This window comes from Geobacter sp. AOG2, assembly GCF_019972295.1.
Taxonomy (GTDB): domain Bacteria; phylum Desulfobacterota; class Desulfuromonadia; order Geobacterales; family Pseudopelobacteraceae; genus Oryzomonas.
The window spans coordinates 2,327,175-2,339,874 of record NZ_BLJA01000001.1; the positions used below are offsets into that span (position 1 = coordinate 2,327,175).

13 protein-coding genes and 3 tRNA genes are annotated in these 12,700 nt (G+C 55.2%); 10 read left to right on the top strand and 6 right to left on the bottom strand.

Annotated elements, in window-relative coordinates; translation table 11 throughout:
- The first annotated feature begins 120 nt into the window (after positions 1-120).
- From LDN12_RS10525 to LDN12_RS10555, 7 genes are all read left to right on the top strand, one after another.
- The gene (locus LDN12_RS10525) at positions 121-1,065 is read left to right on the top strand and encodes a ribose-phosphate pyrophosphokinase (RefSeq protein WP_223922632.1); all 945 of its coding nucleotides are present in this window, start codon (positions 121-123) and stop codon (positions 1,063-1,065) included.
- A 63-nt stretch (positions 1,066-1,128) separates the two neighbouring features.
- On the top strand, positions 1,129-1,728 hold the full coding sequence (locus LDN12_RS10530; protein WP_223922633.1) for a 50S ribosomal protein L25: 600 nt from the start codon (positions 1,129-1,131) through the stop codon (positions 1,726-1,728).
- 18 nt (positions 1,729-1,746) lie between these two features.
- Positions 1,747-2,328, top strand: a complete 582-nt coding sequence (pth, locus tag LDN12_RS10535; protein ID WP_223922634.1) for an aminoacyl-tRNA hydrolase — start codon at positions 1,747-1,749, stop codon at positions 2,326-2,328.
- A gap of 173 nt (positions 2,329-2,501) precedes the next feature.
- Positions 2,502-3,596, top strand: coding sequence for a redox-regulated ATPase YchF (gene ychF, locus LDN12_RS10540; RefSeq protein ID WP_223922635.1), 1,095 nt, complete (start codon positions 2,502-2,504; stop codon positions 3,594-3,596).
- A gap of 66 nt (positions 3,597-3,662) precedes the next feature.
- A complete protein-coding gene (locus LDN12_RS10545; protein WP_223922636.1) occupies positions 3,663-5,036 on the top strand; it encodes a sigma-54 dependent transcriptional regulator in 1,374 nt (457 codons plus the stop codon).
- A gap of 98 nt (positions 5,037-5,134) precedes the next feature.
- Entirely contained in the window at positions 5,135-6,142 is a 1,008-nt protein-coding gene (locus tag LDN12_RS10550) for a hypothetical protein (RefSeq protein ID WP_223922637.1), read from the top strand.
- A gap of 51 nt (positions 6,143-6,193) precedes the next feature.
- A complete protein-coding gene (locus tag LDN12_RS10555; RefSeq protein ID WP_223922638.1) occupies positions 6,194-6,640 on the top strand; it encodes a heme-binding domain-containing protein in 447 nt (148 codons plus the stop codon).
- An 87-nt stretch (positions 6,641-6,727) separates the two neighbouring features.
- Here LDN12_RS10555 and yfbR read toward each other — a convergent pair whose 3' ends face one another.
- The 3 genes from yfbR to LDN12_RS10570 form a co-directional block, all read right to left on the bottom strand.
- Positions 6,728-7,339, bottom strand: a complete 612-nt coding sequence (gene yfbR / locus LDN12_RS10560; protein ID WP_223922639.1) for a 5'-deoxynucleotidase — start codon at positions 7,337-7,339, stop codon at positions 6,728-6,730.
- Positions 7,340-7,343: 4 nt separating this feature from the next.
- Positions 7,344-8,489 (bottom strand): deoxyguanosinetriphosphate triphosphohydrolase, encoded by a 1,146-nt coding sequence (locus LDN12_RS10565; protein WP_223922640.1) that lies wholly within the window; start codon positions 8,487-8,489, stop codon positions 7,344-7,346.
- Between the two features lie 97 nt (positions 8,490-8,586).
- Positions 8,587-8,662 (bottom strand) — tRNA-Ala (locus tag LDN12_RS10570).
- Positions 8,663-8,831: 169 nt separating this feature from the next.
- Between LDN12_RS10570 and LDN12_RS10575 the strand changes: the two genes are divergently transcribed.
- Positions 8,832-8,918: transfer RNA gene (locus LDN12_RS10575), tRNA-Leu, on the top strand.
- Positions 8,919-9,081: 163 nt separating this feature from the next.
- On the opposite strand, the gene LDN12_RS10580 is transcribed toward LDN12_RS10575, so the two are convergent.
- Positions 9,082-10,191 (bottom strand): 6-phosphofructokinase, encoded by a 1,110-nt coding sequence (locus LDN12_RS10580; RefSeq protein WP_223922641.1) that lies wholly within the window; start codon positions 10,189-10,191, stop codon positions 9,082-9,084.
- Positions 10,192-10,651: 460 nt separating this feature from the next.
- Here LDN12_RS10580 and LDN12_RS10585 point away from each other — a divergent pair, with 460 nt between their 5' ends.
- The gene (locus tag LDN12_RS10585; RefSeq protein WP_223922642.1) at positions 10,652-11,008 is read left to right on the top strand and encodes a hypothetical protein; all 357 of its coding nucleotides are present in this window, start codon (positions 10,652-10,654) and stop codon (positions 11,006-11,008) included.
- 51 nt (positions 11,009-11,059) lie between these two features.
- Here LDN12_RS10585 and LDN12_RS10590 read toward each other — a convergent pair whose 3' ends face one another.
- Complete coding sequence (locus LDN12_RS10590; protein ID WP_223922643.1) at positions 11,060-11,302, bottom strand: hypothetical protein; 243 nt, start codon at positions 11,300-11,302, stop codon at positions 11,060-11,062.
- A 478-nt stretch (positions 11,303-11,780) separates the two neighbouring features.
- Positions 11,781-11,856 (bottom strand) — tRNA-His (locus tag LDN12_RS10595).
- Positions 11,857-11,929: 73 nt separating this feature from the next.
- Here LDN12_RS10595 and LDN12_RS10600 point away from each other — a divergent pair.
- A complete protein-coding gene (locus LDN12_RS10600; RefSeq protein WP_223922644.1) occupies positions 11,930-12,649 on the top strand; it encodes a cytochrome c biogenesis protein ResB in 720 nt (239 codons plus the stop codon).
- The last annotated feature ends 51 nt before the right edge of the window (positions 12,650-12,700 follow it).

The following is a 12,700-nucleotide window of genomic DNA, read 5'->3' on the forward strand; positions in this document are numbered from 1 at the left end:
GAAAGAGGTTGCATTTTGGCGGCCATTTTAGTATATCTTTCATTTCCTTTTTGGAAATTCAGGGATTTCCGCGCGTATAGCCCGGTTTGATCCTTTTCGGCTGAGAGGCAGACAATCCATATGCTCGACAAGATCAAAATCTTTTCCGGCAACTCCAACCCCACCCTTGCCCAGAAAATTTGTGAGGCCCTCACGGTGCCCCTAGGCGCGGCTCGTGTCCGCAGGTTTTCGGACGGCGAGGTCATGGTTGAAATCAATGAAAACGTTCGTGGCCGCGATGTGTATGTCATCCAGTCCACCTGTGCCCCGACCAACGACAATCTGATGGAACTGTTGGTCATGACTGACGCCCTTAAGCGCGCCTCCGCAGCAACCATTACCGCTGTGGTTCCCTATTACGGATATGCCCGCCAGGACCGCAAGGCCGCACCGCGCACCCCGATCACCGCCAAGCTGGTGGCTGACCTGATCACCAAGGCCGGGATCGACCGGGTGGTGACGGTAGACCTGCACGCCGGCCAGATCCAGGGTTTTTTCGACATCCCGGTGGACAATCTCTATGCTGCGCCCGTTATTCTCAATCATCTGAAGAGCCGTTTCGACGGTCAACCGATCGTCATGGTGTCCCCGGATGCGGGCGGTACCGAGCGCGCCCGTGCTTTTGCCAAACGACTGGAATGCACCCTGGCGGTGATCGACAAACGCCGCACCGGCCCCAACGTGGCCGAGGTCATGCACTTGATCGGCGATGTGCGTAACAAAATCGCCATCATTCTTGACGATATGATCGATACCGCCGGTACCCTTACCCAAGCGGCCAAGGCACTCAAAGAGAACGGCGCCACTGCCGTCTACGCCTGTGCCACCCACGGAGTGCTCTCCGGCCCGGCCATCGAACGTATCAATAACTCGGATATTGCCGAGGTAGTACTCACCGACACCATCCCGCTGGGAGATAAGGAAAACACGACATCCAAGATCACGATGCTGTCCGTGTCGGGCCTTCTGGCGGAAGCTATCAGGCGTATCCATGAAGACGAGTCCGTCAGCTCACTTTTTGTCTAGAGACATATTTTTATAACTGTACAGAGGTGGGGGCAGCCCCATCACTACATTGGGAGGAACAGTATGCAACAGAAACAGATGAACATCGAACTGAGATCGAAGACCGGCAAGGGTATAAGCCGCCAGTTGCGGAATGCCGACATGGTTCCCGGCGTCGTTTACGGCAAGGGAATGGATCCGGTTGCGGTAAGCATCAAATATCGCGATCTGCAGAATGCTCTTGCAGGAGAAGGCGGCCAAAACAACCTGATCACCCTGGTTGGAGGCGGCAGCCTGGACCAGAGCATGGCTATTATCGCCGATATGCAGCGCGATGCACTTAGGGGCACCTACCGCCATATCGACCTCCATCGCATCAACATGAATGAAAAGTTGCGTGTTACCGTTCCGGTCATCCTGAAAGGCACCGCAGCAGGTGTCAAGGAAGGCGGCTTGCTGGACTTGGCCCATCACGAACTGCACGTGGAGTGTCTGCCGAACAACATCCCCGACCACATCGAGATTGACATCACCGACCTCCAGATCGCCCATTCGATCCACGTCAGCGAGATTCCTCTTCCGGAAGGGGTCAAACTGCTCGACAATCCCAAGACCCCTGTTGTCAGCGTCCTCGGCAGGGCCAAGGAAGAAGAGGCCGCCCCGGCTGCCGCCCCGGCCGCATAACCGGACCAGTTCTATTACATGAATACTTTACTCATAGCGGGGCTGGGCAATCCCGGCCCCACGTACCAATGGACCCGCCACAATGCGGGTTTCCTTTTTTTGGACCGTCTGGCTCACCTGGAAAACACATCCATAACCCGCAAGTCCTTTTCCGGGTTGGCAGGCGAATGGAGTCGCGGCGACAACCGCCTTATCCTGCTCAAACCCCAGACCTTCATGAATCTCTCCGGACGGTCGGTCATGCAGGCGCTTCAGTTTTACAAACTACCACTGTCGCACCTGATCGTTGTCCATGACGAGCTCGACCTGCCGTTCGGAACGGTACGTTTCAAGCAGGGTGGCGGCCACGGCGGGCACAACGGCCTGCGCTCCATCATGGAACAACTCGGCAAGGGGGATTTCATCAGGCTGCGTATCGGCATCGGCAAACCGGTCCACGGCGATACGAGCAACTATGTTCTGGGGCATATCCCGCCGGAGCAGATGGAAACGCTCTCCCGTGTGCTGGACGGCGGGTTGGACATGTTGGAGATGATGCTGGACGAGGGGTTGCCCAAGGCCATGAGCATGTTCAACAACCGCAACTTCGTGGAAAAGTAAACGGCAAAGATAAGATCTGCCACAGAGACACGGAGGTTCACAGAGAAAAGCGCTGACAAAATATGAATCTTTTTTTGTTTATCGTACCCTGATTTTGGTTTTCTCTGAGTCTCTGTGGCTCCGTGGCAGAATTGACGTTGACGTTTGAACAGTAACTTATAAAAGGTGAACTCATGGGTTTTAACTGCGGTATTGTCGGCCTTCCCAACGTGGGCAAGTCCACCATCTTCAACGCGCTGACCTCGGCCGGCGCCGAATCGGCAAATTACCCCTTCTGCACCATCGACCCCAACGTGGGAATCGTACAGGTGCCTGACCCGCGCATGGATCAGCTCTCGGCCATAGTCAAGCCGCAGAAGATCCAGCCAACCACCATCGAATTTGTGGACATTGCCGGCTTGGTCAAGGGGGCCAGTTCGGGAGAGGGCCTCGGCAACCAGTTCCTGGGGCACATTCGTAGCGTGGATGCCATCGTCCATGTAGTGCGCTGTTTCGACGACGATAACGTGGTGCATGTCAACGGCCGCGTCTCGCCGGCCGACGACATCGAGGTGATCAACACCGAACTGGCCCTGGCCGATCTGGACACGGTGGATAAGAAGATCCAGCGAGCCGAAAAGATGGCACGTAGCGGGGATAAAAAAGCCAAGGATGAGGTCACCTTCTATCAGCGGGTCAAAGGGCTGCTGGAGCAGGTCAAAAAACTCCATGGCGTGGCAGAAAATGAGGATGAACGGCTTTGGCTGCGCGACCTGCACCTTTTGACCGACAAACCGGTCCTGTATGTGGCCAACGTGGCGGAGGACGACCTGAACGGCGAACATCCCTTTGTGGCCCAGGTCAGGGAGATCGCCGGAGCGGAAGGTGCCGGTGCGGTGGTGATCTGCGGCAAACTCGAAGCAGAGATATCGGAGTTGGACGGCGAGGAAAAACAGGCCTTTCTACATGACATGGGGCTGGAAGAGCCTGGCCTGGATCGCCTGATCCGCAGCGGCTACGAACTGTTGGGCCTGATCACCTATTTCACCGCCGGGGTCAAAGAGGTGCGGGCCTGGACCATCGTCAACGGCACCAAAGCCCCCCAGGCTGCCGGGGTGATCCATTCTGACTTTGAAAAGGGATTTATCCGGGCCGAGGTGATCGCCTATACCGACTTCATCTCGTGCAACGGCGAAGCCGGGGCCAAGGAAAAGGGTCTCATGCGCCTGGAAGGCAAGGAATACGTGGTTAAGGACGGCGACGTGATGCATTTCCGCTTCAACGTCTGACCGTTTGCTGAAAATCTACCGCGGGGCCGCTCGCTCCAAAGCACAACGGCATACGAGGTTCGTACGATGACACACGACACCCGAATCCTCCTGATCGACGACGACGACGCAGGGCGCGAAGCCCTGGAACTGCTCCTTAAATCAGTCGGGTACAGCGTTGCCTCGGCAGCCACCGGCGAGGCCGCCCTCGAACTCATGACTCAGGAGCCGTTCAAACTGATCGTCTCCGACCTCTTCCTGCCGGATAAAAACGGGATCGACATTCTGCAAAACGCCCGCATGCTCTCGCCTTCCACCGAGGTCATCGTCATCACCGGCCACGCCTCCGCTGAAACCGCAGTACGAGCTATGAAGGAAGGGGCGTTCGACTATATAACCAAGCCGGTCAACTTCGATGAGTTGAAGCTCGTCATCGGCAAGGCACTGGAGAAGCAGCAGCTTCTTTCCGAAAACATTTACCTGCGCAAGCAGCTCCAGAAGCGTTTCGAGTTCAGCAACATCATCGGCGGTTCCCCGTCCATGACCTTGGTCTTCGAACGAATGGGGCGTATCGTCAAGACCGACTCGACCGTGTTGATCACCGGAGAATCGGGTACCGGCAAGGAGTTGGTCGCCCGGGCCCTCCATTACAACGGTAGCCGCCGGGATAAGCCGTTCATTGCCGTCAACTGCAGCGCCATACCGGAGGCCCTGCTGGAAAGCGAGCTGTTCGGCCATGTTCGTGGCGCTTTCACCGGTGCCATCAGGGACAAGGCCGGAAAATTCGAGGCGGCCAACCACGGGACCATCTTCCTGGACGAGATCGGGACCATGCCCCTGCACCTGCAAACCAAACTGTTGCGCGTCATTCAGGAACAGGAGCTGGAACGAGTCGGCTCAAACAAACCGGTTAAACTCGATGTTCGAATCATCTCGGCCACCAACCTCGACCTGGAACAACAGGTCCGCCAGAACAAATTCCGCGAAGACCTCTTTTACCGGCTCAACGTCATTCCCCTACACCTCCCCCCCCTGCGGGAGCGTCGAGACGACATCATGCCGTTGGTGGAACATTTCCTGGCAAAGTGCTGCCGGGTGATGTCGCGCTCGCCCATGACGATCAACAAACCCGCCCTGGAGGCGCTGGAGGAGTATGCCTGGCCGGGCAACGTGCGGGAGTTGGAAAACATGGTGGAACGGCTGACAGCACTGACGGAGGGGAACGTCATCCGGTACGAAGACCTCCCGCCAGGCATTAGCGGCCAGAGGAGGACATCCGGCGACTCCTGCATCGAGCTGACCGAACAAGGGATCGACATGGTCGATTCACTGGCAGTGATCGAGAAATCGCTGATCGCCCAGGCTCTTGTCATGGCCGGAGGAGTGAAAGCCAAAGCGGCCTCACTGCTCGGTATCAACCGGACGACCCTGGTGGAAAAAATGAAACGCCTCGACATATAGAATTACTGTTATCACCAGATGTACCTGAAAAAATTGGTCCTGTGCTGCGGCGCCTTCCTTTCACGATAGGCCGCATCATGGAGCCCCAGGAGATCACAATGAAACGCAAAGCACTGGCCCTCCTTTCAGGCGGACTCGATTCCACCCTGGCCGTCAAGTTGATGCTCGACCTCGGCATCGACGTAGAGGCCCTCAACTTCACCTCTCCCTTCTGCACCTGCACCGGCAAGAATGCCGGCTGTAAATCAGAAGCGGTCCGCGTGGCCGAAGAATTCAAAATCCCCATCAAGGTTATGAACAAAGGCCTCGACTACCTGGAAGTGGTCCGCAACCCGCGACATGGTTACGGTAAGGGGATCAACCCCTGCATCGATTGCCGCATTTATCTGTTGCGCAAGGCAAAGGAATACATGGCCGAGAGCGGCGCCGACTTTGTCATCACCGGCGAGGTATTGGGCCAACGTCCCATGAGCCAACGCCGCGACGCCATGCGGGTGATTGAACGGGAGAGCGGCCTGGAAGGCTTGTTGCTCAGGCCGTTATCCGCCCAATTCTTCGCTCCGACGCTCCCCGAGCGGGAAGGATGGATCGACCGGGAGAAACTCCTCGCCATCCGGGGACGTTCCCGCAAGGAGCAGATTGAGCTTGCCTCCGAGATGGACGTAAGGGACTACCCCTGCCCCGCAGGCGGCTGCCTGTTGACCGAACTCTCCTTTGTCCCCAAGGTGCGGGATGTTCTGGACCACAGCGACGAACTCAGCCTGCGTGATTGTCGGTTGCTCAAAATCGGTCGACATTTCCGTATTGGGCGGCGTACCAAAGTCATCATCGGACGCAACGAGGCGGATAACAACCTGCTGGAAAATGTCATGCAGGCGGGCGAAACCGCCCTTACCTGGATGGATGGCAATACGCCGGCAGGCGTCATAACCGGCGATCAGGACCCGGCAGGTATCGGGCTGGCGGCGCGCATCCTCCTGCGCTACACCAAGGCCGAGCAGGCGACACCGTGCCGGATCAAGGTTCGTTGCAATGGCAGTGAAGAGACCATCACCGTTATGAACGATCTGGATGAGGCGGCCGTTACCCCCTACCTGATAGCGTGATTCAGAGAGACTGATGGGGCAGCCCCCCTGTCTCGCCAAGGAGCTAAACCCATGAGTATCCTAACAAAATCATTCGTTGCCCTCATCGCTATTGCCGTGGCCATGCAACTGGTGCCCTACGGGAAAAATCACGTCAACCCGCCGGTCGTCCGTGAACCGGTCTGGGATAGTCCGGCCACGCGCAATCTTGTTAAACAGGCCTGTTTCGACTGCCATAGCAACGAAACCGTCTGGCCTTGGTACTCACGGATTGCGCCGTTTTCCTGGCTGGTTTATCACGATGTGGCCGAGGCGCGGGAAGAATTAAATTTTTCCGATTGGCAGGGGGGCACGGGTAAAGCAGAGAAGCCTCAGAAGGTGGCTAAAGAGGTGCAGTCCGGCGATATGCCGCCGTTTCAGTACAAAATTGCCCATCCCGAGGCCCGGCTGGATGACGCGACGCGGAAGGCCCTGCTCGACGGGCTGACGGCGACCATGAACGCCGCAACCAAACGCTGATTCACAGAGATCCGGACGATTCGCAACAAAAAATGCGCTTGGCTTTTCTGCCGTGCGCGTTTTTTGTTTGCAGGACCCCAAAAAAAATTACCCCAATCGCAACTCGTCCAGGGACAGCCGATAGCCGGGCAGGAACTTTTCCACAAAGTAACGCACCTCGGGCAGCGGGCTGTTGGAGAGGGTTTCCAGATGTTCGGCTCCAGCCCGTCGGAACTCGAGGTTGCCAGATTTTTCCTCTTCGATGCATTTGGCCAACGCGGCAATTTTATCGGCAGCCTTGACCAAGGCGGAGTATTCCTCGTCTCCCTCAAAAAAGAAGAGCGGTTCGTATTCCTTGGCCATCTCAGGCGGCAGCATCGCCAGGAGCTTGCGCCGGGCCCGGTCCTCCAACTGGTGGAACGATCGCTTGAAATTGGGGTTGAAATGCTTGACCGGGGTCGGCATATCACCGGTAAAGATCTCGCTGGCATCATGAAAAATGCCGTAGAGCGCAGCCCGGGAGGGGTCCAGGCTACCGCCGAAATAGGTCTTGCGGATCATAGCCAAGGCGTGGGCGATCACCGCCACATCCAGGCTGTGTTCCTGAATATTCTCCGGTACGGTATTGCGCATCAGCCCCCAGCGGCTGATGTAGCGCATACGCGCCAGGAATGCGAAAAAATCGTAGGTCACGTCCTGTTTCTGTGCCTGCTGCGTCATGTATTCAGCCCCGCTCATCATACGGCTCAAACAGCCGCTTGTACTCATCCAGCGCAAAACGGTCGGTCATGCCGGCAATATAGTCGCAGACCACCCGTTCAAAACCCGAGCGGTCGAACCGGGCTTGGTATTTGGGCGGCAGCAGGTTCGGAAAACGAATATAGGTTTCAAACAATCGGGTGATGAATATCTCGGCCTTGACCCGCATCTTCTCAACCTTGTAATGGCGGTAGAGGTGTTCGAACAGGAAACGTTTCAGTTCCATATTCTGAGCCGTAATGCCATCACTGAAATGCACCAGGGGGCGATTTACCCGTCGCAGGTCATCCAGCGAGGTGATGTCGTAGCGTACAAGGTTGGCGGCAACCGTGGCACATATATCGTTGATCAACAGGCCGATCAGGGCGCTGATGGTCTGGTACATCAGGCGCTTTGTGTCGATGGCAGGGTATTTCCGGCGGATACCGTCGCTAGCCTGGCGCCAGATATCTATATGTTCCAGCATCTCCAACGTGATATACCCGGATTTCAGACCATCGTCGATATCATGGTTGTTGTAGGCGATTTCGTCGGCATAATTGATAATCTGGGCTTCCAGCGAGGGAACAACGCCGGGCAGAAACCCGGTAATGATCTCCGCCGGGGTATCGTAAGGGCTGGAATGTTTAATGATCCCTTCTCGAAGTTCCCAAGTCAAGTTCAAACCGTTGAAACCGGGATAACGCTCCTCCAACTCATCCACGGTACGGAAGGATTGCAGGTTGTGTTCGAAACCGCCATGCCCCGTCATGAGCCGGTTCAACACGTCCTCGCCGGTATGCCCGAACGGGGTGTGGCCCAGGTCGTGGGCCAGGGCCAACGCTTCGGTCAACTCCTCGTTTAAACGCAGACGACGTGCGATGGCCCGACCGATTTGGGCCACTTCCAGTGAGTGGGTCAAGCGGGTGCGGTAATAGTCCCCTTCGTGGTTGACGAACACTTGGGTCTTGTACTCCAGGCGCCGGAAGGCGGCACAATGGATAATTCGGTCCCGGTCCCGCTCGAAGGCCGGGCGTTCGTCGCGAAACTCCTCGGCATGCTTCCGGCCGTGGGAGTTGGCACTGATGCAGGCATAGCCGGCCAGATCGGTACGTTCGGTGGATACGAACATGGGGCTACCTCGTTGAAGATGTAGGGAAAGGTCGAACTACTGCGGTTGAAAGGGAAAAGAAAAAGCACCCACGAAATTTCGTGAGTGCTTGAATTTCTGGTGGAGCTGAACAGGATCGAACTGTCGACCTCTTGAATGCCATTCAAGCGCTCTCCCAACTGAGCTACAGCCCCATTGACTAAGGAAGTGATTAATTACCAGATGACGCCCTTCATGTCAATATTATTTTGGCAAATTTTACATGATTTTTTTGTGGCGCTCCCTCCCGACGCCCTGACTCAGTGAACAGTGGCTATTTACCCTTGACGAGTGAGGGGTGGTTACAGTATAGTGCCAAGATCTGCCGGAGTGGTGAAATTGGTAGACGCACTGGACTCAAAATCCAGCATCCGCAAGGATATGCCGGTTCGACCCCGGCCTCCGGCACCATAGAAAAGATAAGGCTTTGCGGGTTTTCCCGTTAAGCCTTTTTCTTTGGCAAATATTCGGTTTGGGCTATATTAGTGAGACTTCCCCATTTTCTGCCGCTGTTCGCAATACCATTCTGGAGCGCACGGAAAGTGTGTCAATTTTATGCCCTGCCACTCTCCCATCAATCCCCAAAACAAGTATGTACACTGCGGGCGCTCTTGATCCAATCATGATCCAATGGCACGGTTTTGCGCTTGCCGACAACGTCCTTGAGCGCTATCGGCTTGACACCATCGCCCCGAGCGGCCACCATAACGCCGAATTCGCCTTTATTGATGAGGTCGGCACAGGCCGTACCCAAGCGTGTGGCCAACAGACGGTCTCCCGCCGAAGGCGTTCCCCCGCGCTGCAAGTAACCCAGGATCGTGAGGCGTGATTCCAGACCGGTGAGCTCTTCGAGTCGTCGGGCCAGATGCAGACTATTGCCCGGTTTGCTGTCTGCACACCTTTCCTGGGCCTGCTGTTTTTGCTCTTTCTTCTTTTTGTCCTTGCTTTTGCCGCTTTCGGCCAGCTTGGCGGCATCTTCCCGTGAAACGGCGCCTTCGGCCACGGCAACGATACTGAACCCCTGTCCACTATGACTACGGCGCATTATTGCCGCGGCAACCTGCTTTACATCATACGGTATTTCCGGAATTAAAATGACATCGGCTCCGCCGGCAATACCGGCCCCCAAGGCCAGCCAGCCCGCCTTGTTGCCCATCAGCTCCAGGACGAGGATGCGATGATGGCTATGGGCAGTACTGTGTAAGCGGTCTACCGCCTCCGTGGCAATTCCGAGAGCGGTGTCGTAGCCAAAGGATACATCGGTCTTGACCACGTCATTATCGATCGTCTTGGGCAGGGTAATCACATTCAGACCTTGCCTCATCAGATGATAGGCGTTCTTTTGCGTACCGCCACCCCCCAGGCAAACTAACGCGTCCAGATGGTGCTTGCGGTAATTTTCGACAATGACGTCGGTCATATCCCTCAGCTTGCCGGCAACAGGCATGGCGTAGGGCTTGTCACGGCTCGTTCCCAGAATTGTGCCGCCTAACGTAAGAATGCCAGAGAGCGCGGCAGAATCCAACAGTTGCGTCCGGTTTTCCATCATGCCACGGAATCCGTCACGAAAGCCTATTACCTTCATCCCATATTGCCCCAGAAGTGCCTTGCCGACCCCCCGGATTGCTGCATTCAGTCCCGGACTGTCGCCGCCGGAAGTCAGGATACCAATCATTTTACTCATGGTTTGTTGACCTTTCCAATATGAATCTCTATGATCCATATTCCTTGCTACATTCGTTCTTGACCAGTTCGCGTACCTGAACCGGTGATCTACCCAAATGGGATAGTCCGTTCATATGTACGGTATTATGTACCTCCCTGCTATACCACAGCATTTTTGTATTACAAGCCCTGTTCCAGCTTGCAGGCCTTGTGTTCACCCTATCGAATGTTCCACCAAAGGGCGGCTCCTCTCAGAAAACATTTATGCAACAAAGGCTTACAGAGTTTATCCGTAAGCCTTTGATTTGTTTGCGGTACAAAAACGATTCTCGCCTCCGCTCCTCTCCTTGGAAGGCAAAAAGCCATTATGTTCCGATCATACACAAGGTTGCCCGGATAGCACGAGCAGACACAAAACGCCACCTATTGAACTCCGGCATTCCCCTGATATAATCGGAAGATAAAAACGAGGGGGCGTTATGCGTCACATAGTATCCCTACTACTATTGGCGGCGACTATGTTTCTCAGTGGTTGTCTCCATAAAATCATCCCGGAAACGGTCGGACAGGAAATCATCTCAGGAAAAACAACCAAGAAAGAGGTTCTAAAACTCTATGGCCGCCCTTACCTCAGATATAAAACACCCGGCATGTCCATCGTCTCCGGCGATAAGAAGGTAGTGCTTCACAAGGGGGGCGAGGTATGGTTTTATTACGTTCACTACCTGGGAGCACTTGACCTCATGGAACAAGAGACGCTACGCATACTTTTCAACGACCAGGGCATCGTATCTTCCTATACCATCACCAACGCCCCGCCGGACGACCCTTTGTAGTAGCGCCGCGCCGTCTCCCACCTGCTCCGATTTTCCCGCGCATCGCGGGCATTACCGTTTTCGCCCGGCATACCATTTCCAGTAAAACAGGATCGATATCATGGGAATGGCAATCATGGCCGCAATGATATAGGGTACGACAATATCGAGATTCGTATCGAAAAACATGCTGCGCAGATAGGGTGAACAAGAGGGAACCAGACAGATGGTCGAGAGACAGAAACCGATGCACATGGTGATGATGGAGTTTAAAATCAACCAAAAAAATATGGTTCTGTATTTATCGGATTTCATTGTCGTACCTACCTTTACATCCGTAGTAGCATCAATGAATATCGCCGCACGCTTCTTTCCCCTCTCGCCGTGATGCTTCTACTTCATGAGAAGCATTTGACATGCCAATCACTCCTCACGAACACCATATGACTTTAAGAACCCTATATTACTGATATAATTATTTTCGACCTCTGTTTTGACCCATAGGCACTGAATAGCCAATAAATACCCATTAAATCGATCAAGAACAAATAACGGCGCATAGTTGCAAGGCTTTTACGAATGCCCTCTGATCTGGGAACTGTATAAAACAATTCTCACCATCACCAGCGGGTGCAGACCCCTACCATGTTTTTCACGTTTGCACCAGAGTTGCGAATACATCGAAAAATCAAATAGTGAACACAAAAAACCCTCAATGAGAAGGCCGCATACTGTCGGCATGTCATTGAGGGTTGATTTTATCCTGTCGTTTAGCGGCAGGTTGGGTTATAAATGGGGTGGCTAGTGGGATTTGAACCCACGTATGTACGAGTCACAGTCGTAAGTGTTAACCGCTTCACCATAGCCACCACAAAGAGTCTTTTTATATATCCTGAAACAGGGAATCCGTCAAGCTTAAAAAATATGAGATCGTGCTGGCGCTTGTGCATATCACTCGAACTTTGTCTGGGACTGCTCGCCCTGATCTGCGGCGCCATGGCGGCAGGATCGTTCCGGCTCTCAGGGGACTACGCCGCGGCCATCAATGCCGTGCCGCTCTTTTCATGGATGCGCCAGACGCCGCTCCCGATTTCCTGGTGGCTCTGGCTGTCCATGGCACTCATCGCCTTGCTGGCCGTTAATACCGTACTCTGCTCCGTCAGCACCCTCGGAACGCGCTGGAGGCGGGCGGGATTGATGCCGCTCCTTGCGCCCCAGATGATGCATACCGGTTTCTTACTGATTATTGCCGCCCACCTGCTGAGTTCGACCGGCGGCTTTATGGAACAGGTCGTGGCAATTGAAGGGACTGTAATCCGCCTACCGGACGGACGGCCATTTGCCGTGGACAGCATCGGAGTCGTCACGTCCCCCATGGGGATGCCGACTGCCATCAGCAGCGAACTGACGACCGGCGGAAACGACAACGCTCCCAAACGGGTTTCCATCAGCCCCAACCACCCGTGGCTGGCCGACGGCTATGGCGTCTACATCAAGCAGGCCGAGGAATACCCCTACCGGCGGGCGTTGCTGGAGATCCACCGTGAGCCGGGTGCGGCAGTGGCCTTGGCCGGAGCGCTGCTTTTCGTCGCCGGAAACCTGGTGCTGCTTTACCTGCGAAGCAACGTCAGGGAGAGGGTATCGCCGGAGGTTGACACGTAATCTCACGTAGGAAATAATCCCGAGGCATGCGTCAACCACCGGCGTTACGAT